The sequence below is a fragment of the Escherichia sp. WS1265 genome, assembly GCF_046487585.1.
Classification (GTDB): Bacteria; Pseudomonadota; Gammaproteobacteria; order Enterobacterales; family Enterobacteriaceae; genus Escherichia; species Escherichia coli.
Genome location: NZ_JBJQJE010000002.1, coordinates 71,849 through 91,411, shown reverse-complemented (window position 1 = coordinate 91,411; position 19,563 = coordinate 71,849). Strand labels below are relative to the sequence as shown.

Sequence of the window (19,563 nt, the reverse complement as noted above, 5' to 3'; positions counted from 1 at the left end):
TGATGCGGGAACTTACTTGTCGCCTAACTGCTCTGACATGGTGTTACCCGGGTTCGGCGTACGCGGTTCATCAACCGGACGAGGAGCCTTTGGACTACCATTGTCGCCAGAATTGTTAGAAGCGCCTGGTTCTTCCCAGCCCGCTGGCGGACGTACATCGCGACGTGCCATCAGGTCATCAATCTGCGGTGCGTCGATAGTCTCATATTTCATGAGAGCATCTTTCATCGCATGCAGAATATCCATATTGTCGGTCAGAAGCTGACGCGCACGATTATAGTTACGCTCAATCAGTGCTTTCACTTCCTGGTCGATGATACGTGCAGTTTCATCAGACATATGTTTCGCTTTCGCTACGCTACGGCCGAGGAACACTTCACCTTCTTCTTCCGCGTACAGCAGTGGACCCAATTTCTCAGAGAAGCCCCACTGAGTCACCATGTTACGTGCCAGGTTGGTCGCAACTTTAATATCGTTGGACGCACCGGTAGAAACATGTTCCGGCCCGTAGATGATCTCTTCTGCCAGACGACCACCGTACAGCGTAGAAATCTGGCTTTCCAGTTTCTGACGGCTGGCGCTGATTGCGTCGCCCTCAGGCAAGAAGAAAGTTACACCCAGCGCACGACCGCGTGGGATAATCGTCACTTTGTGCACCGGATCGTGTTCCGGCACCAGGCGACCGATAATCGCGTGACCCGCTTCGTGGTAAGCCGTCGATTCTTTCTGCGCTTCCGTCATCACCATGGAGCGACGTTCCGCACCCATCATGATTTTGTCTTTCGCTTTCTCGAACTCAACCATCGACACAACGCGTTTGTTGCCACGAGCAGCGAACAGTGCCGCTTCGTTCACCAGGTTCGCCAGGTCAGCACCGGAGAAACCAGGAGTACCACGGGCAATGATTGCCGCGTCGATATCGGGTGCCAATGGTACGCGACGCATGTGAACTTTCAGGATCTGCTCACGACCGCGAACATCTGGCAAGCCAACCACAACCTGACGGTCGAAACGGCCAGGACGCAGCAGCGCCGGGTCAAGAACGTCCGGACGGTTAGTCGCGGCGATAACGATGATACCTTCGTTACCTTCGAAGCCATCCATCTCAACCAGCATCTGGTTCAGAGTCTGTTCACGTTCATCGTGACCACCGCCCAGGCCTGCGCCACGCTGGCGGCCTACGGCGTCGATTTCATCGATAAAGATGATACACGGTGCCGCTTTCTTCGCCTGTTCGAACATGTCACGAACACGGGATGCACCCACACCGACGAACATTTCGACGAAGTCAGAACCGGAGATAGTAAAGAACGGAACTTTCGCTTCGCCTGCAATCGCTTTCGCCAGCAGCGTTTTACCGGTACCCGGAGGACCGACCATCAGGACGCCTTTCGGGATCTTACCGCCGAGTTTCTGGAAGCGGCTCGGCTCGCGCAGATACTCAACCAGTTCAGCAACTTCTTCTTTTGCTTCGTCGCAGCCCGCAACGTCAGCAAAGGTCGTTTTGATCTGATCTTCCGTCAGCATGCGCGCTTTGCTCTTACCAAACGACATGGCACCTTTGCCACCGCCGCCCTGCATTTGACGCATGAAGAAGATCCAGACACCAATCAGCAACAGCATCGGGAACCAGGAGATGAAGATAGAAGCCAGCAGGCTTGGTTCTTCAGGCGGTTCACCGACAACCTTGACGTTCTTGGTCAACAGGTTATCCAGTAATTTCGGATCCTGAACCGGAATGTAAGTGGTATAACGGTTACTATCTTTCTTGGTAACGTTGATTTCACGTCCGTTGATACGCGCTTCACGAACCTGGTCGTTATTGACCTCTTGTAGGAAGGTAGAGTAATCCACCTTACGGCCATTAGACTCGCTGGGCCCAAAGCTCTGGAATACTGACATCAGCACAACGGCAATGACCAGCCAGAGTATTAGGTTTTTCGCCATGTCACTCAAGGGATTAACCTCTTATTACAACTGTGTTAAAAACAGCGTCAGGATACTCTATATCCAGCATCTTTCAAACTTTCGTCTGAAATCTCCCGGTTAGGGTTTACGCCCGGTCGCTACAATATACACTTCCCGCGAACGTGCGCGAGAAGAGTCCGGCTTACGAACTTTGACCTTCGTAAACAGGGAGCGAATTTCCCTTAGATACTCATCGAAACCTTCGCCCTGGAACACCTTCACTACAAAACTGCCACCTGGCGCTAATACATCACGACACATTTCTAGCGCCAGTTCCACCAGATACATGGCACGGGGGATATCCACCGCCGGTGTTCCGCTCATGTTTGGTGCCATATCGGACATGACAACCTGGACTTTGCTGTCGCCAACGCGCTCCAGCAGTGCTTTCATCACCAGTTCATCACGAAAATCGCCCTGAAGAAAGTCCACACCAACGATAGGATCCATAGGTAAAAGATCGCAAGCGATGATACGGCCTTTGCCGCCAATTTGGGTGACCACATATTGTGACCAACCACCCGGCGCAGCACCAAGGTCGACAACCGTCATTCCCGGTTTAAAGAGTTTGTCACTTTGCTGTATTTCATCAAGTTTAAACCAGGCACGGGAACGTAACCCCTTTTTCTGTGCCTGTTGAACATATTTATCGCTAAAGTGTTCCTGAAGCCAGCGGCTGGAGCTGGCAGAACGCTTCTTACCTGTCATTTAACTTTCCCATTGGGATAACTCATCGTAACCAATTGCGTAAATTTTTACGCGCCTATTTGGTTATATATGGGAGATGGCGGTAGAATGACCCGTTTTCAATCCCAACGTAAGCAAAAAATACGATGAATCTGAGTACTAAACAAAAACAGCACCTGAAAGGTCTGGCACATCCGCTCAAGCCAGTTGTTCTGCTTGGCAGTAATGGTTTGACCGAAGGGGTGCTGGCCGAGATTGAACAAGCGTTAGAGCACCATGAACTCATCAAGGTGAAAATCGCCACCGAAGATCGCGAAACTAAAACCTTGATCGTGGAAGCTATCGTGCGCGAAACCGGCGCCTGTAATGTACAGGTCATCGGTAAAACGCTGGTGCTTTATCGCCCAACTAAAGAACGTAAAATCTCGCTGCCACGCTAAGATTATCCTAAAGTTACACACATTTGCTGTGTAAAACGAGGGGTTTTCCGCAGGCAGGAGAGCAAAATGCCACGCTCTGTTCGTTGATAAAAGGCCGCATAGCGGCCTTTTTCCTTTCTTTACAATACATCAACATCTTGAGTATTGGGTAATTCTTACAGGTATTCCACCTTAATTACTTCAAATTCTACTTCGCCGCCCGGCGTTTTGATGACCACAACATCATCTTCTTCTTTGCCGATCAGGCCACGAGCAATAGGTGAGTTTACAGAAATCAGGTTTTGTTTAAAGTCAGCTTCGTCATCGCCAACGATGCGATAAGTCTGTTCTTCGTCAGAATCGAGATTCAGCACCGTTACGGTAGCACCAAAAATAACGCGCCCATTGTTGGGCATTTTGGTGACATCAATCACCTGCGCGTTCGACAGCTTGGCTTCGATGTCTTTGATACGGCCTTCGCAGAAGCCCTGCTGTTCACGAGCTGCGTGGTATTCGGCGTTTTCTTTCAGGTCGCCATGCTCACGCGCTTCCGCGATAGCAGCAATGATTTCAGGACGGCGCACAGATTTCAGAAAATCCAGCTCTTCGCGTAATTTTTCAGCGCCGCGTAAGGTCATCGGAATAGCTTGCATTTGTTATACCTCTTGAATATTCCTGATGGGGCAAGTCTTCACCCACCCCGGCTGTTCGGCCTGCCCGGCATAACTCCTCACCGGGACCAGAAGCAAAAAAATACCGACCCGGGTACAAGTCCCAGGTCAGCTACAATTCACATTTTGATAGTCATTTTACCCTGAAGTTCCCGAAGGGTCATCGTTTACTTTATAGGGCGTTGCGCCGTAGTATGACGGCTCGATTCCAGGTTGTTAGCGCGAGATTATGCGATTTTCCAGATTTATCATCGGATTGACCAGCTGTATAGCGTTCAGTGTTCAGGCCGCAAATGTTGATGAGTACATTACTCAACTCCCCGCTGGTGCCAACCTTGCCCTGATGGTGCAAAAAGTCGGCGCGTCGGCCCCCGCTATTGATTACCACAGTCAGCAGATGGCGCTGCCCGCCAGTACGCAGAAAGTGATTACTGCACTGGCGGCGTTGATTCAACTCGGCCCCGATTTTCGTTTTACCACGACGCTTGAAACCAAAGGTAATGTGGAAAACGGCGTACTTAAGGGTGACTTAGTGGCGCGATTTGGTGCCGATCCGACGTTAAAACGTCAGGATATTCGCAATATGGTCGCGACTTTGAAAAAATCTGGCGTCAACCAAATCGATGGCAATGTGTTGATAGATACCTCCATTTTCGCCAGCCACGATAAAGCCCCCGGCTGGCCATGGAATGACATGACACAATGCTTTAGCGCTCCGCCTGCTGCCGCCATAGTTGACCGCAACTGTTTCTCCGTCTCGCTCTACAGTGCCCCAAAACCTGGTGATATGGCTTTTATACGCGTGGCATCTTATTACCCCGTTACGATGTTCAGCCAGGTACGCACCCTCCCCCGTGGTTCTGCCGAAGCGCAATATTGCGAGCTGGATGTGGTGCCAGGCGACCTGAACCGCTTTACGCTGACCGGATGCCTGCCACAACGTTCTGAGCCGCTCCCGTTGGCTTTTGCCGTGCAGGATGGAGCCAGCTATGCCGGAGCAATTCTGAAAGATGAGTTAAAACAGGCAGGTATCACCTGGAGCGGAACACTGCTGCGTCAGACGCAGGTTAACGAACCTGGAACGGTAGTTGCCAGTAAACAGTCGGCCCCGCTGCACGATCTGCTTAAGATTATGCTGAAAAAGTCGGACAACATGATTGCCGATACGGTTTTCCGCATGATAGGCCATGCGCGCTTCAATGTGCCTGGAACATGGCGGGCCGGGTCGGACGCCGTGCGTCAGATCCTGCGCCAGCAAGCCGGTGTCGATATTGGTAACACCATTATTGCCGATGGTTCAGGGCTTTCGCGGCATAACCTGATTGCCCCCGCCACCATGATGCAGGTGCTGCAATACATAGCCCAACACGACAATGAACTTAACTTTATCTCTATGCTGCCGCTGGCGGGCTATGACGGCTCTTTGCAGTACCGTGCAGGTCTGCATCAGGCGGGCGTGGATGGCAAAGTCTCAGCGAAAACCGGCTCGTTGCAGGGGGTATATAACCTGGCGGGATTCATTACCACGGCGAGCGGGCAACGAATGGCGTTTGTGCAATATCTTTCCGGCTATGCAGTAGAACCCGCGGATCAGCGTAATCGCCGTATTCCGTTAGTGCGTTTTGAAAGCCGTTTGTACAAAGATATTTATCAGAACAATTAGTCAAAAAGAAACCCCGGCGCATGGCCGGGGTTTTGCTGATTAACGCTTGTAAATGAACTCAACGCCTTCTTCGTCGTCTTCGTCCCAGTCGTCATCCCAGTCTTCATCATCCTCTTCAGCAATCTCTTCAAGCTGCTGACGGTGATAATCATCCCACATGAATTCAACTTTCTCTGGCTGTTTCGCTTCTTCAGCCTGCACGACCGGGTTTTCAATGATAAAGGTCATCACATCCCAGCAGAGATCTTTCACGCCCAGTCCGCTCGCCGCAGAGATCAGATAATATTTATCTTCCCAACCCAGCGCCTCAGCGATCGCTTTCGCTTTCCCTTCGGCTTCTGCCTTATCCAGCAGGTCGATCTTGTTGAAGACTAACCAACGCGGTTTCGCCGCCAGATCCTGGCTGTATTTTTCCAGCTCGCTGATAATAATACGCGCGTTTTCAACCGGATCGGTGCCGTCAATCGGATCGATATCGATGAGGTGCAACAGGACGCGGCAACGTTCCAGGTGCTTCAGGAAGCGAATGCCCAGACCTGCGCCTTCTGCAGCGCCTTCAATCAGTCCTGGAATATCGGCAACAACGAAGCTCTTTTCGTTGTCCATTCGTACCACACCAAGACTTGGCACCAGAGTGGTAAACGGATAATCCGCCACTTTCGGTTTAGCCGCCGATACCGCACGAATAAAGGTCGATTTACCCGCGTTTGGCATCCCCAACATACCGACGTCAGCCAGCAGCATCAGCTCCAGCAGCAGCTCACGCTTATCGCCCGGCGTACCGTTAGTTTTCTGCCGTGGTGTACGGTTAACTGACGATTTGAAACGGGTATTGCCCAGACCGTGCCAGCCGCCCTTAGCAACCAGCAGACGCTGACCGTGTTTGGTCATATCGCCCATGGTTTCACCGGTACCCTGGTCGATAACACGCGTACCTACCGGCACTTTAATCGTCACGTCTTTACCGCGCTTACCGGTACAGTCGCGGCTTGCGCCATTCTGACCACGCTCTGCGCGGAAAGATTTTTCAAAACGATAATCGATAAGCGTGTTCAGGTTCTCGTCGGCTTCCATCCATACGTCACCGCCGTCACCGCCGTCGCCGCCATCCGGGCCGCCTTTCGGAATATACTTTTCGCGGCGGAAGCTCACGCAACCATTACCGCCATCACCTGCAACGACCAGAATCGATGCTTCATCAACAAACTTCATTTTATTCTCCGTAAATCATTCGCCTGCGCGGGGTTGCGATACCACCGTTGTATGCTTACGTAATCCGCCCCAAATACGATGACCAATGGCGGAATACATCGCGCCCGCAACCACGACAAACGCACCGAGATAACCTAAAAGGTTTAACATCGGTCTGGCGAAGAAATCGGGCCAGGCCAGTGATAAAAGATCTGAAAAAAACAGCGTAAACAGTGGGGTGAGCGTAATGATCGCGCTCACCTGCGCTGCCTGCCAGCGAGCCATCGCTTCCGCCAGGGCGCCATATCCTACCAATGTATTCAGTCCGCAAAAAATTAAACATGCGAGCTGCCAGTGGCTAAGCTGCGCTATCACTCCAGGCTTTGCCAGAGGGAAGAGCGCAATTGTACATAAAGTGTACAGTAAAAACAGAATCTGCGGTGAGGCCAGCCGACGCAATAAAACCTTTTGCGCCACGCCATAACTCACCCAAACCGTCGCAGCACCGACCCCAAAGATAACTCCCCAGGTGTAATCGGTGAGCTTTGTAAATATCTCGACCAGACTGGTGTTAAAAAACATCACCAGGCCGCTCAGGAGCATCAATGCCCCTACAACCTGAGTGCTGCGCATTTTCTCTTTCAGGATAAATACGCTGGCAACCATCATGCCAACTGGCGAGAGTTGCCCAATCACCTGCGAAGCGGTCGGACTCAGGTATTGCAAGGATGAGCTGAACAGGATGAAGTTCCCAAACAGCCCGGCGGTCGCCACTGCCAACAAAATCAACCAGCGTGGCTTACGAAACACGCGTAATGGCGGCAACCTCTTCTTCACCGCAAGAATGGCACCAAGGCCAATACTCGCCATCAAGAAACGGTAAAACACGATTGTCGGAGGTTCCATCACCTCCAGCACCTGCTTCATTGCGATTGGCAACGCCCCCCAGCAAATTGCTGTGGTGAGCGCCAAAAGAATGCCAATGCCTGCCTGCTGCTTCATACCGTATTCCCTGCAAAGCGCATTTGCGAATTAACGTCGCACCATGCGCATTTTTACCGGTTATCGAATGTAAAAAGCCCCGCAACGTGTTGCGGGGCTTTCATCCGTTACCGGGACGCGAAAAACTTATTCAGCTTCGATGCTGATAAATTTACGGTTTTTCGGGCCTTTAACTTCGAATTTCACTTTACCGTCTGCTTTAGCAAACAGAGTGTGGTCACGACCGCAACCTACGTTAGCGCCAGCGTGGAATTTGGTACCACGTTGACGAACGATGATGCTACCCGCCAGAACGGATTCGCCACCGAAACGCTTAACGCCCAGGCGTTTAGCTTCTGAATCGCGACCGTTACGTGTGGAGCCGCCAGCCTTTTTATGTGCCATTTGAAATCTCTCCTCAGGTCTTAGGCGCTGATGCCAGTAATTTTCACATCAGTGAACCACTGACGATGGCCCTGCTGCTTACGATAGTGTTTACGACGACGAAACTTAACGATTTTAACTTTCTCGCCACGACCGTGAGCAACAACTTCAGCTTTGATTACGCCGCCATCAACGAAAGGAACGCCGATTTTGACTTCTTCACCGTTTGCGATCATCAGCACTTCAGCGAACTCAACAGTTTCGCCAGTTGCGATGTCCAGCTTTTCCAGGCGAACGGTCTGACCTTCGCTTACTCGGTGTTGTTTACCACCACTTTGGAAAACTGCGTACATATAAAACTCCGCTTCCGCGCACACCTTTTCAATGATTCAGAGTGCGCTATAAATATTCACAATAGGGCGCGAATATTACGCAAAACGCACGCCTTTGACAAGTGCTACAGTCAATACACGAAGAAAAAAAACACAACTTGTACGGTAACGTTTATCTGTGCCATTTTTTCAGTACAATCACCCTATATTCCTAACCATAAACCCTAACTTGCCTTTGTTCACAGTAAGGTAATCGGGGCGAAAAGCCCGGCTTTTGCGATGAATTTAGAAAAAATCAATGAGTTAACCGCGCAAGATATGGCGGGTGTTAATGCGGCAATCCTTGAGCAGCTTAATTCCGACGTCCAACTGATCAATCAGTTAGGCTATTACATCGTCAGCGGCGGCGGTAAACGTATTCGCCCGATGATTGCTGTACTGGCTGCACGAGCTGTTGGCTATGAGGGAAATGCGCATGTCACCATTGCTGCCCTGATCGAGTTTATCCACACGGCGACTCTGCTGCACGACGACGTTGTGGATGAATCAGATATGCGCAGGGGTAAAGCTACCGCCAACGCCGCATTTGGCAATGCCGCCAGCGTGCTGGTAGGCGATTTTATTTATACCCGCGCGTTCCAGATGATGACCAGCCTCGGCTCGCTCAAAGTGCTGGAAGTCATGTCAGAAGCCGTAAACGTCATCGCAGAAGGTGAAGTTCTGCAACTGATGAACGTTAACGATCCGGACATCACTGAAGAAAACTACATGCGCGTTATCTATAGCAAAACCGCGCGTCTGTTTGAGGCTGCCGCGCAGTGTTCCGGGATTCTGGCTGGCTGTACGCCGGAGGAGGAGAAAGGCCTGCAGGATTATGGGCGCTATCTCGGCACTGCTTTCCAGTTGATCGACGATTTACTCGATTACAATGCCGATGGCGAACAGTTAGGTAAAAACGTCGGCGACGATCTGAACGAAGGTAAACCGACGCTGCCGCTGCTGCATGCAATGCATCATGGCACACCAGAACAGGCACAGATGATTCGTACCGCCATCGAACAGGGTAACGGTCGCCATCTTCTGGAACCGGTTCTGGAAGCAATGAACGCTTGTGGATCTCTTGAATGGACGCGTCAGCGTGCCGAGGAAGAAGCAGACAAAGCCATCGCAGCGTTACAGGTGCTCCCGGACACCCCGTGGCGAGAAGCACTCATCGGCCTCGCGCACATAGCTGTTCAACGCGATCGTTAATCCCCTCCCCCTCATCCCGCGCAGTGCGCGGGATGATTCCAATAAGTTCCATAAAAACACTTATTCAGCGTAATAACGCCTGAAAAACCAGTGTATGTATCTTTATATATTCTGAATATTCACACTCTTTACAGGAACTTTTTAGAGCAATAGGCCATCAGGAGTATAGTGATGCCCGACAAAAGAAATGTTCTGAATGAAAGCGACTAACTTAAGGAGTGAGGAAAGATGGAAAGTAATTTCATTGACTGGCATCCCGCTGACATCATTGCGGGTTTGCGCAAGAAGGGAACGTCAATGGCGGCGGAATCTCGCAGAAATGGTTTGAGTTCCTCAACGCTGGCGAACGCATTATCGCGCCCATGGCCGAAAGGAGAGATGATTATTGCGAAAGCCCTGGGAACTGACCCCTGGGTTATCTGGCCATCACGCTACCATGATCCGCAGACCCATGAGTTTATCGACAGAACGCAGTTGATGCGTAGCTACACTAAACCGAAAAAATGAGTGGTCTGGCGGTAGCCCCGCGAACGGGGCTGCCAGCTCTCAGACGATTACTCGCCTTTCACACGCTCAATATTTGCACCTAAAGCGCGCAGTTTGTCTTCAATGCGTTCGTAGCCACGATCGATGTGATAAATACGATCAACTACCGTCGTTCCTTCCGCAATACAGCCAGCCAGCACCAGGCTTGCTGATGCACGCAGATCGGTTGCCATAACCTGTGCGCCAGAAAGTTTTTCAACACCGTGACAAATAACGGTATTGCTTTCGATTTCGGCGTGCGCGCCCATACGGCTCAGCTCTGGCACATGCATAAAGCGGTTTTCAAAGACCGTTTCGGTGATGAAGCCGGTCCCTTCTGCCACCAGGTTCAACAGCGTGAACTGGGCCTGCATATCGGTCGGGAATGCCGGATGCGGCGCGGTACGTACGTTAACAGCCTTCGGACGTTTGCCATGCATATCCAGGCTAATCCAGTCTTCGCCGACTTCGATGTCTGCTCCAGCGTCACGCAGTTTCGCCAGCACGGCGTCGAGAGTATCTGACTGCGCGTTACGGCAGATAATTTTGCCGCGAGAGATCGCCGCCGCCACCAGGAAAGTACCGGTTTCGATACGATCCGGCAGCACGCGATAGACACCGCCGCCTAAACGTTCCACACCTTCGATGACGATACGATCGGTGCCCTGACCGCTAATTTTCGCACCCAGCGTAATCAGGAAGTTCGCGGTATCGACGATTTCCGGTTCACGCGCTGCGTTTTCAATAATCGTGGTGCCTTCCGCCAGGGTTGCAGCACACATGATGGTCACCGTTGCGCCAACGCTGACTTTATCCATCACGATATGTGCGCCTTTCAGACGACCATCGACGGAAGCTTTAACGTAACCTTCTTCCAGTTTGATGGTCGCGCCTAATTGTTCGAGACCAGAAATGTGTAGATCAACCGGACGTGCACCAATCGTACAACCGCCAGGCAGTGAAACTTGCCCCTGACCAAAGCGCGCTACCAGCGGCCCCAGCGCCCAGATAGAAGCACGCATGGTTTTAACCAGATCGTAAGGTGCGCAGAATACATTAACGTCGCGGGCATCAATATGCACAGAACCATTACGTTCTACTTTCGCACCCAGCTGGCTTAGCAGCTTCATTGATGTATCGACGTCTTTCAGTTTCGGGACGTTCTGGATCTCTACCGGTTCTTCCGCCAGTAGTGCGGCAAAAAGGATAGGCAGAGCAGCATTTTTAGCGCCGGAAATTGTGACTTCGCCCTGGAGCTTCGTTGGCCCCTGAACACGAAATTTATCCATTTAGTTTGTTCTCAGTTAACAATTCATATCCGCTACCGGCGAATCGCCCATAGCTCAAAAGCCGTTCAGTTTGCGATCGCGCGCCCACTCCGCAGGGGTATACGCTTTGATCGACACAGCATGAATGCGGTTATCCGCAATATATTCCATCAGCGGGCCATAGACCGTCTGCTGTTTTTTAACCCGACTCATGCCGTCAAACAACTCACCCACGGCAATAACCTGAAAGTGGCTGCCATCGCCGGAAACGTGGACTTCCTGGAGGGAGAGAGCGTTCATCAACACGCTCTGAATTTCATTATTTTCCATGGGATCTTCAATCATCAGTTAATAAACCAGCGAAACATCTTAGAGCAAAGTTGCGCTGGCATAAATAAGCAAAAAGCCTCGCTGATAAATCAGACAAGGCTCGACTTGCAGGCAGGTTTGCCGGACAGGCGGTTAACGCCATATCCGGCCTGAAAAAATTTAACGAGGCAGAACATCAGCAGGCAAATTATACAATTTCGCCAGGGTATACACTTTATCGTTTACCCCCTGAAGCGTCACGTTGTTGCCCTGCTTTTTCGCCAGATCGATAAGATGGAGCAGCAGTGCCAGTCCACCCGTATCCACGCGGGACACACGGCTAAGATCGATGCAGGTAATCCCCTTCACCGCTTCCTCACGCATTTCCCAAAGCGGTAGCAGAACGTCCTGATCCAGCTCTCCGGATAGCGCCAGCGTGTCACCCGTCTGCATCCAGCTCAGTGACTCGCTCATTATTTTTTCTCTTCCAGAGTGATTTTCTGTTGAGAAATCGATTTCAGTTGTGCAGTCAGGCCGTCGATACCTTTGGTACGCAGCAGCGTTCCCCACTCGTTTTGTTTGGTGGTGATCATACTGACGCCTTCAGCAATCATGTCGTAAGCCTGCCAGTTGCCCGTCTGGGAGTTTTTACGCCACTGGAAGTCCAGACGCACCGGCGGGCGGCCATTCGGGTCAATAATGGTAACGCGAATAGGCACAATGGTTTTATCGCCCAGCGGCTGTTCTGGCGCAATCTGATAGGTTTGACCGTGATACATCGCCAGCGCCTGACCGTAAGCCTGCTTCAGGTACTCACGGAAAGCGGCAAAGTAAGCATCACGTTGAGCAGGGGTCGCACTCTTGTAATACTGGCCCAGCACCAGCGCACCGGCGTATTTCACCTGTACGTATGGCAGCAGTTCCTGATCGACAATGGTACGCAGATAATCCGGGTTGGCCCGAATTTGCGGTTGCTCATTCTTCAGGCGATCGAACGTTTTCTGCGCCGCCTCGTCCATCAGCTTATACGGATTGGTCTGGTCTGCCGCGGTTGCCACACTCAGCGGTGCAATCACCAGCAAAGCGACCATCATTAAACGTTTAAACATGCGTCGGTTCTCCTGAAATTATTTCGTTGTACCCACAGGTTCAGTGGTTTCATTATTACCTGGCGCATCGCCACTATTCTTATTGTCATCGCCTTTACTACCGTAAAGGAACTGACCAATAAGATCTTCCAGCACCATCGCAGACTTGGTGTCCTGAATTGTATCGCCATCCTTCAGGATAGCAGTCCCCAGTTCCGGGTCTTCAAAACCGACGTTTAATGCCAGATATTGTTCCCCCAGCAGGCCGGAAGTACGAATGCTCAGCGAACTGGTATCAGGAATGTGGTTATAACGTTGTTCAATTTCCAGCGTTACGCGCGGCAGATATGTTTTCGGGTCCAGCGTAATATCCGCCACCCGGCCCACAACAACACCACCAATGCTGACCGGAGAGCGCGCTTTCAGGCCGCCAATGTTATCGAACGTCGCATAAAGCGTGTAGGTCGGTTCAGTACGTATGGACGTCACGTTCGCCGCCTTCAGGCAAACAAACAGCGCCGCCAGTAGTGCTGCTAATAAAAAGATACCCACCCAAATTTCATTTTTTTTCGTTTGCATGAACTCAATTCCCAAACATCAATGCGGTCAGCACAAAATCCAGCCCCAGAACAGCCAGAGACGAGTGGACAACGGTGCGAGTGGTTGCCCGGCTAATCCCGGCAGACGTCGGGATGGCGTCGTAGCCGTTAAACAACGAAATCCACGTCACCGTGATGGCAAACACCACGCTCTTAATCAGACAGTTGACCAGATCCATACGCCAGTCGACGGCATTTTGCATTGCCGACCAGAAGAACCCGCTATCAATGCCTTTCCAACTGACGCCGACCAGAGATCCGCCCCAGATCCCCACGGCGACGAAAATAACCGTCAACAGTGGTAATGAAATAACCCCAGCCCAGAAACGGGGAGAAATAACCCGACGCAGCGGATCCACCGCCATCATCTCCATACTGGAGAGTTGCTCTGTAGCGCGCATCAGGCCGATTTCTGCGGTTAGCGCCGAACCCGCACGCCCGGCAAACAACAACGCGGCAACCACCGGCCCCAGTTCACGCAGTAGCGATAACGCCACCAGCATACCCAGACTGGTTTCCGCACTATAAGTGGTCAGAACCAGATAACCTTGCAGCCCCAACACCATTCCGATGAACACGCCAGAAACTACAATAATCAGCATCGACAGGACGCCGACATTATAGAGCTGGCGCACCAGCAGCGGCGCATGTTTGCGAAATTCCGGTTTGCCGACCAGCGCATTGAATAACATTAACCCGGCCCGCCCGAACGTTCTCAGGGTTTTAATCCCTTTATGTCCGAGCGACGCCAGCGCATTTAACAGCATGAGTGGCTTAACTCCCTGGTAAAAGATCAGCGTGATAATCTCCGGCAGGATAGCGGAACGGAACAGGCCCGTCAGCTATCCCGTCCAGAAACTGACGTACGCGTGGATCAGGATTCGCCTGCAACGCCTGGGCACTGCCATGAGCGACAATTTTTTTGTCCGCCAGGATCCAGGCGTGATCCGCAATACTTAACACTTCCGGCACATCGTGAGAAACCACCACACAAGTCACGCCCAGCGCGCTGTTCAGCTCAGAAATCAGCTTCACCAGTACGCCCATGGTGATGGGATCTTGCCCAACAAAGGGCTCATCAAACATGATGAGATCCGGCTCCAGCGCAATCGCACGCGCCAGCGCTGCACGCCGCGCCATCCCACCGGAAAGTTCAGAAGGCATTAGTTTAGCCGCTCCACGCAGCCCCACGGCCTCCAGCTTCATCATCACCGTACTATGCAACAATGGCGCGGGAAGTTGAGTATGTTCGCGCAGTGGATAGGCGACGTTGTCAAATACGTTCATATCAGTGAACAACGCCCCGGACTGAAATAACATGCTCATCCGTTTGCGCACTGTATACAGGCGCGAACGAGACATCGCCGGAATATTCTCACCATCGAAAAGAATCTCACCATGATCTGGTGCGATTTGCCCGCCAATCAGACGGAGTAGCGTCGTTTTACCGATGCCCGATGGCCCCATGATCGCCGTGATCTTCCCTCGCGGCACGGTCAGGGAAATATTATCGAAGATGCAGCGATTGCCACGCGTAAAACTGACATCGCGCATATCGACTAAATTCGCCACAGACTGCTCCATAATTCACCCTTCGTCTTGCGTTGATTTTCTAAGCATGGCGCTCAATTTAACCTTGAACCCAACATATTTACAGAATATTACCCGCCGTGGTTAGCGAAAGCTGGCATTTGTTTTACTTTTTAGCCGCATAAAGTCAAAATTAAGAATCCGTTACGGCTTTCTGAAAATCTTCAGCGGACCGGCGAGTATACCTGAAGAAAGGACGTTAGATGCTTTTAGCTACGGCACTGTTAATTGTTGGTTTACTTTTGGTCGTTTACAGTGCCGACCGCCTGGTTTTTGCCGCGTCTATTCTTTGCCGAACCTTTGGCATCCCGCCGCTAATCATCGGCATGACGGTGGTCAGTATTGGTACATCGTTACCAGAAATCATCGTCTCGCTTGCCGCGTCTCTGCACGAACAACGCGATTTAGCCGTTGGTACAGCCCTCGGCTCAAACATTATCAATATATTGCTGATCCTCGGTCTGGCTGCGCTGGTTCGTCCTTTTACCGTCCATTCTGATGTTCTACGCCGTGAATTACCCTTAATGTTGTTGGTCAGCGTGGTGGCCGGTTCCGTACTCTATGACGGACAACTTAGTCGCAGCGATGGTATCTTTCTCCTCTTTCTGGCTGTGCTATGGCTGCTGTTCATTGTTAAACTTGCACGTCAGGCTGAACGTCAGGGGACTGACAGCCTGACCAGAGAGCAGCTTGCAGAGCTGCCGCGTGACGGCGGATTGCCCGTCGCGTTTTTATGGCTCGGCATTGCGCTTATCATCATGCCAGTGGCCACGCGGATGGTGGTTGATAACGCCACGGTGCTGGCGAATTACTTTGCCATCAGCGAGTTGATGATGGGTCTGACAGCAATTGCTATCGGAACCAGCCTGCCGGAACTGGCAACCGCAATAGCGGGGGTTCGCAAAGGTGAAAACGACATTGCGGTCGGAAATATCATTGGCGCAAACATTTTTAATATTGTCATCGTGTTGGGTTTACCCGCGCTGATAACGCCAGGAGAGATTGATCCACTGGCGTACAGTCGTGACTACAGCGTGATGTTGCTGGTGAGCATTATTTTTGCGTTGCTGTGCTGGCGGCGCTCCCCGCAACCGGGCCGTGGTGTAGGGGTATTATTAACTGGCGGATTTATCGTATGGCTGGCGATGTTGTACTGGTTATCGCCAATACTCGTTGAATAACTGGAAACGCATTATGTCGCACGTAGAGTTACAACCGGGTTTTGACTTTCAGCAAGCAGGTAAAGAAGTCCTGGCGATTGAACGTGAATGCCTGGCGGAGCTTGATCAATACATCAATCAGAATTTCACGCTTGCCTGTGAAAAGATGTTCTGGTGTAAAGGGAAAGTTGTCGTCATGGGGATGGGGAAATCGGGGCACATCGGGCGCAAAATGGCCGCAACGTTTGCCAGCACCGGTACACCTTCATTTTTCGTCCATCCTGGTGAAGCCGCGCATGGTGATTTAGGCATGGTCACCCCACAGGATGTGGTGATTGCTATCTCTAACTCAGGTGAATCCAGCGAAATCACGGCCTTAATTCCAGTGCTTAAGCGTCTTCACGTACCGTTAATCTGCATCACCGGTCGCCCGGAGAGCAGCATGGCGCGCGCCGCAGATGTGCATCTGTGTGTTAAAGTAGCGAAAGAAGCCTGTCCGTTAGGGCTGGCACCGACCAGCAGCACCACCGCCACGCTGGTTATGGGCGATGCCCTCGCTGTCGCGCTGTTAAAAGCACGCGGCTTTACTGCTGAAGATTTTGCGCTCTCACACCCAGGCGGCGCACTGGGTCGTAAACTTCTGCTGCGCGTAAACGATATTATGCATACGGGCGATGAGATCCCGCATGTTAAGAAAACGGCCAGTCTGCGTGACGCATTGCTGGAAGTTACCCGCAAAAATCTTGGTATGACTGTCATTTGCGATGACAATATGATGATTGAAGGCATCTTTACCGACGGTGATTTACGCCGTGTCTTCGATATGGGCGTGGATGTTCGTCAGTTAAGTATTGCCGATGTGATGACGCCGGGGGGAATACGTGTGCGCCCTGGCATTCTGGCCGTTGAGGCACTGAACTTAATGCAGTCCCGCCATATCACCTCCGTGATGGTTGCCGATGGCGACCATTTACTCGGTGTGTTACATATGCATGATTTACTGCGTGCAGGCGTAGTGTAAAGATTCAAGGATAAACAACAATGAGCAAAGCAGGTGCGTCGCTTGCGACCTGTTACGGCCCTGTCAGCGCCGACGTTATAGCAAAAGCAGAGAACATTCGTCTGCTGATCCTCGATGTCGATGGCGTACTGTCAGATGGCCTGATTTATATGGGCAATAATGGCGAAGAGCTGAAAGCGTTCAATGTTCGTGACGGTTATGGCATTCGTTGTGCGCTCACCTCTGATATTGAAGTCGCTATCATTACCGGGCGAAAGGCTAAACTGGTAGAAGATCGTTGTGCCACATTGGGGATCACTCACTTGTATCAGGGGCAGTCAAACAAACTGATCGCCTTTAGCGATCTGCTGGAAAAACTGGCGATTGCCCCGGAAAATGTGGCCTATGTCGGCGATGATCTCATCGACTGGCCGGTAATGGAAAAAGTGGGTTTAAGCGTCGCCGTGGCCGATGCGCATCCACTGTTGATCCCGCGCGCCGATTACGTGACGCGCATTGCTGGCGGTCGTGGCGCAGTGCGCGAAGTTTGCGACTTATTACTCCTGGCGCAGGGCAAACTGGATGAAGCCAAAGGGCAATCGATATGAGTAAAGCCAGACGTTGGGTTATCATTGTGCTATCACTGGCGGTTCTGGTGATGATCGGCATTAATATGGCCGAAAAAGACGATACCGCCCAGGTGGTCGTCAACAACAATGATCCCACCTATAAAAGCGAGCATACGGACACGCTCGTCTATAACCCAGAAGGTGCACTAAGCTATCGATTGATTGCTCAACATGTTGAATATTATTCCGATCAGGCCGTTTCGTGGTTTACGCAGCCGGTACTTACCACGTTTGATAAGGATAAAATCCCGACATGGTCCGTAAAAGCAGATAAAGCCAAGCTGACCAATGACCGGATGCTCTATTTATATGGACACGTTGAAGTCAACGCACTTGTGCCGGACTCTCAACTTCGCAGAATCACGACGGATAACGCGCAGATCAATCTGGTGACGCAGGATGTTACCTCTGAAGACCTCGTCACGTTATACGGAACAACATTTAACTCCAGCGGTCTGAAAATGCGCGGCAACTTACGCAGCAAGAACGCCGAGCTGATTGAAAAGGTTAGAACATCCTATGAAATTCAAAACAAACAAACTCAGCCTTAATCTTGTGCTTGCCAGCTCACTTCTGGCCGCCAGCATTCCGGCATTTGCCGTAACCGGAGACACTGATCAGCCGATCCACATTGAATCGGACCAGCAATCTCTTGATATGCAAGGCAACGTGGTTACCTTTACCGGTAATGTCATCGTCACCCAGGGCACCATCAAAATTAATGCCGACAAAGTGGTCGTTACCCGTCCGGGCGGCGAACAAGGTAAAGAAGTGATTGACGGCTACGGTAAACCGGCAACGTTCTACCAGATGCAGGACAATGGTAAACCCGTTGAAGGTCACGCTTCCCAGATGCACTACGAACTGGCAAAAGATTTTGTCGTTCTGACGGGTAATGCTTATCTGCAGCAGGTCGATAGCAACATTAAGGGCGATAAGATCACTTACCTGGTGAAAGAGCAGAAAATGCAGGCTTTCAGCGACAAAGGTAAGCGCGTAACCACCGTTCTGGTGCCGTCGCAGCTGCAGGACAAAAACAACAAAGGCCAGACCCCGGCACAGAAGAAGGGTAATTAATTCGTTATGGCAACATTAACTGCAAAGAACCTTGCAAAAGCCTATAAAGGCCGTCGCGTGGTAGAAGACGTCAGCCTGACCGTCAACTCCGGGGAAATTGTCGGTCTGCTGGGGCCAAACGGTGCCGGTAAGACCACCACTTTCTACATGGTTGTAGGCATTGTGCCGCGCGATGCGGGCAACATCATTATTGATGATGACGATATCAGTCTGCTGCCACTGCATGCACGCGCGCGCCGCGGTATCGGCTATCTGCCACAGGAAGCCTCCATTTTCCGTCGCCTCAGCGTTTACGATAACCTGATGGCGGTACTGCAAATTCGTGACGACTTGTCTGCTGAACAACGTGAAGACCGCGCGAACGAGCTGATGGAAGAGTTTCACATTGAGCACCTGCGTGACAGCATGGGGCAGTCACTCTCCGGGGGTGAACGTCGCCGTGTAGAAATTGCCCGCGCACTGGCTGCGAATCCGAAATTTATTCTGCTCGACGAACCGTTTGCCGGGGTTGACCCGATCTCGGTTATCGACATTAAACGCATCATTGAACACCTGCGCGACAGCGGCCTGGGCGTACTGATCACTGACCACAACGTGCGTGAAACACTGGCGGTTTGTGAACGCGCTTATATCGTCAGTCAGGGGCATTTGATCGCCCACGGCACGCCTACAGAAATCTTACAAGACGAACACGTTAAGCGTGTATACCTTGGGGAAGACTTCAGACTCTGATAGGGTAGAAGTTTGCGACGTTTTAGCAGGAGAGTACGA

Annotated in this window: 24 protein-coding genes; 10 read left to right on the top strand and 14 right to left on the bottom strand. The window is 51.6% G+C overall.

Annotated elements, in window-relative coordinates; all coding sequences use genetic code 11:
* Nucleotides 1-12: 12 nt before the first annotated feature.
* Nucleotides 13-1,947, bottom strand: coding sequence for an ATP-dependent zinc metalloprotease FtsH (ftsH, locus tag ACJHX3_RS02780; RefSeq protein ID WP_001107467.1), 1,935 nt, complete (start codon nt 1,945-1,947; stop codon nt 13-15).
* 99 nt (nt 1,948-2,046) lie between these two features.
* Nucleotides 2,047-2,676 (bottom strand): 23S rRNA (uridine(2552)-2'-O)-methyltransferase RlmE, encoded by a 630-nt coding sequence (rlmE, locus tag ACJHX3_RS02775; protein WP_000145975.1) that lies wholly within the window; start codon nt 2,674-2,676, stop codon nt 2,047-2,049.
* A 125-nt stretch (nt 2,677-2,801) separates the two neighbouring features.
* On the opposite strand from rlmE, the gene yhbY reads away from it, so the two are divergent.
* Nucleotides 2,802-3,095, top strand: coding sequence for a ribosome assembly RNA-binding protein YhbY (gene yhbY, locus ACJHX3_RS02770; RefSeq protein ID WP_001054420.1), 294 nt, complete (start codon nt 2,802-2,804; stop codon nt 3,093-3,095).
* Between the two features lie 155 nt (nt 3,096-3,250).
* Here the strand turns inward: yhbY and greA are convergent, their stop codons facing one another.
* Entirely contained in the window at nt 3,251-3,727 is a 477-nt protein-coding gene (gene greA, locus ACJHX3_RS02765; protein WP_001148001.1) for a transcription elongation factor GreA, read from the bottom strand.
* Between the two features lie 247 nt (nt 3,728-3,974).
* Between greA and dacB the strand changes: the two genes are divergently transcribed.
* Nucleotides 3,975-5,408, top strand: a complete 1,434-nt coding sequence (dacB, locus tag ACJHX3_RS02760) for a serine-type D-Ala-D-Ala carboxypeptidase (RefSeq protein ID WP_001212619.1) — start codon at nt 3,975-3,977, stop codon at nt 5,406-5,408.
* Nucleotides 5,409-5,447: 39 nt separating this feature from the next.
* On the opposite strand, the gene cgtA is transcribed toward dacB, so the two are convergent.
* From cgtA to rplU, 4 genes are all read right to left on the bottom strand, one after another.
* Complete coding sequence (cgtA, locus tag ACJHX3_RS02755) at nt 5,448-6,620, bottom strand: Obg family GTPase CgtA (protein WP_094321976.1); 1,173 nt, start codon at nt 6,618-6,620, stop codon at nt 5,448-5,450.
* 15 nt (nt 6,621-6,635) lie between these two features.
* Nucleotides 6,636-7,601: a DMT family transporter gene (locus ACJHX3_RS02750; protein WP_000813037.1), complete on the bottom strand. Its 966-nt coding sequence runs from the start codon at nt 7,599-7,601 to the stop codon at nt 6,636-6,638.
* 126 nt (nt 7,602-7,727) lie between these two features.
* On the bottom strand, nt 7,728-7,985 hold the full coding sequence (gene rpmA, locus ACJHX3_RS02745; RefSeq protein ID WP_000940595.1) for a 50S ribosomal protein L27: 258 nt from the start codon (nt 7,983-7,985) through the stop codon (nt 7,728-7,730).
* Nucleotides 7,986-8,005: 20 nt separating this feature from the next.
* Complete coding sequence (rplU, locus tag ACJHX3_RS02740) at nt 8,006-8,317, bottom strand: 50S ribosomal protein L21 (RefSeq protein WP_000271401.1); 312 nt, start codon at nt 8,315-8,317, stop codon at nt 8,006-8,008.
* Between the two features lie 258 nt (nt 8,318-8,575).
* Between rplU and ispB the strand changes: the two genes are divergently transcribed.
* Together ispB and sfsB are read left to right on the top strand one after the other, a co-directional pair.
* Nucleotides 8,576-9,547 carry an octaprenyl diphosphate synthase gene (ispB, locus tag ACJHX3_RS02735; protein ID WP_001047336.1) on the top strand — a complete coding sequence of 324 codons (972 nt, stop codon included), beginning with the start codon at nt 8,576-8,578 and terminating at the stop codon, nt 9,545-9,547.
* 228 nt (nt 9,548-9,775) lie between these two features.
* Nucleotides 9,776-10,054, top strand: coding sequence for a DNA-binding transcriptional regulator SfsB (gene sfsB / locus ACJHX3_RS02730; protein WP_000445413.1), 279 nt, complete (start codon nt 9,776-9,778; stop codon nt 10,052-10,054).
* Between the two features lie 47 nt (nt 10,055-10,101).
* On the opposite strand, the gene murA is transcribed toward sfsB, so the two are convergent.
* From murA to mlaF, 7 genes are all read right to left on the bottom strand, one after another.
* A complete protein-coding gene (gene murA, locus ACJHX3_RS02725) occupies nt 10,102-11,361 on the bottom strand; it encodes a UDP-N-acetylglucosamine 1-carboxyvinyltransferase (RefSeq protein WP_094308704.1) in 1,260 nt (419 codons plus the stop codon).
* A gap of 54 nt (nt 11,362-11,415) precedes the next feature.
* On the bottom strand, nt 11,416-11,670 hold the full coding sequence (gene ibaG / locus ACJHX3_RS02720; protein ID WP_000429656.1) for a BolA family iron metabolism protein IbaG: 255 nt from the start codon (nt 11,668-11,670) through the stop codon (nt 11,416-11,418).
* 159 nt (nt 11,671-11,829) lie between these two features.
* Nucleotides 11,830-12,123 (bottom strand): lipid asymmetry maintenance protein MlaB, encoded by a 294-nt coding sequence (gene mlaB, locus ACJHX3_RS02715; protein ID WP_000004488.1) that lies wholly within the window; start codon nt 12,121-12,123, stop codon nt 11,830-11,832.
* Nucleotides 12,123-12,758 (bottom strand): phospholipid-binding protein MlaC, encoded by a 636-nt coding sequence (gene mlaC / locus ACJHX3_RS02710; RefSeq protein ID WP_089527187.1) that lies wholly within the window; start codon nt 12,756-12,758, stop codon nt 12,123-12,125. Before mlaC ends, mlaB begins: the two co-directional genes overlap by 1 nt.
* An 18-nt stretch (nt 12,759-12,776) precedes the next feature.
* Nucleotides 12,777-13,316, bottom strand: a complete 540-nt coding sequence (mlaD, locus tag ACJHX3_RS02705; RefSeq protein WP_032152520.1) for an outer membrane lipid asymmetry maintenance protein MlaD — start codon at nt 13,314-13,316, stop codon at nt 12,777-12,779.
* A gap of 4 nt (nt 13,317-13,320) precedes the next feature.
* Complete coding sequence (mlaE, locus tag ACJHX3_RS02700) at nt 13,321-14,103, bottom strand: lipid asymmetry maintenance ABC transporter permease subunit MlaE (protein WP_000925795.1); 783 nt, start codon at nt 14,101-14,103, stop codon at nt 13,321-13,323.
* 7 nt (nt 14,104-14,110) lie between these two features.
* On the bottom strand, nt 14,111-14,920 hold the full coding sequence (mlaF, locus tag ACJHX3_RS02695; protein WP_000438245.1) for a phospholipid ABC transporter ATP-binding protein MlaF: 810 nt from the start codon (nt 14,918-14,920) through the stop codon (nt 14,111-14,113).
* 209 nt (nt 14,921-15,129) lie between these two features.
* Here mlaF and ACJHX3_RS02690 point away from each other — a divergent pair, with 209 nt between their 5' ends.
* Genes ACJHX3_RS02690 through lptB form a run of 6 tightly spaced genes read left to right on the top strand, consistent with a single transcriptional unit; the run spans nt 15,130 to nt 19,524 of the window.
* A complete protein-coding gene (locus ACJHX3_RS02690; RefSeq protein ID WP_000922865.1) occupies nt 15,130-16,107 on the top strand; it encodes a calcium/sodium antiporter in 978 nt (325 codons plus the stop codon).
* 13 nt (nt 16,108-16,120) lie between these two features.
* Entirely contained in the window at nt 16,121-17,107 is a 987-nt protein-coding gene (gene kdsD / locus ACJHX3_RS02685) for an arabinose-5-phosphate isomerase KdsD (protein WP_001295557.1), read from the top strand.
* A 20-nt stretch (nt 17,108-17,127) separates the two neighbouring features.
* The gene (gene kdsC / locus ACJHX3_RS02680) at nt 17,128-17,694 is read left to right on the top strand and encodes a 3-deoxy-manno-octulosonate-8-phosphatase KdsC (protein ID WP_000030005.1); all 567 of its coding nucleotides are present in this window, start codon (nt 17,128-17,130) and stop codon (nt 17,692-17,694) included.
* A complete protein-coding gene (lptC, locus tag ACJHX3_RS02675) occupies nt 17,691-18,266 on the top strand; it encodes an LPS export ABC transporter periplasmic protein LptC (RefSeq protein ID WP_000030537.1) in 576 nt (191 codons plus the stop codon). The genes kdsC and lptC overlap by 4 nt, the downstream gene beginning before the upstream one ends.
* Nucleotides 18,235-18,792 (top strand): lipopolysaccharide ABC transporter substrate-binding protein LptA, encoded by a 558-nt coding sequence (lptA, locus tag ACJHX3_RS02670; RefSeq protein WP_000669785.1) that lies wholly within the window; start codon nt 18,235-18,237, stop codon nt 18,790-18,792. Before lptC ends, lptA begins: the two co-directional genes overlap by 32 nt.
* A gap of 6 nt (nt 18,793-18,798) precedes the next feature.
* The gene (gene lptB / locus ACJHX3_RS02665) at nt 18,799-19,524 is read left to right on the top strand and encodes an LPS export ABC transporter ATP-binding protein (protein ID WP_000224099.1); all 726 of its coding nucleotides are present in this window, start codon (nt 18,799-18,801) and stop codon (nt 19,522-19,524) included.
* Nucleotides 19,525-19,563: the final 39 nt, after the last annotated feature.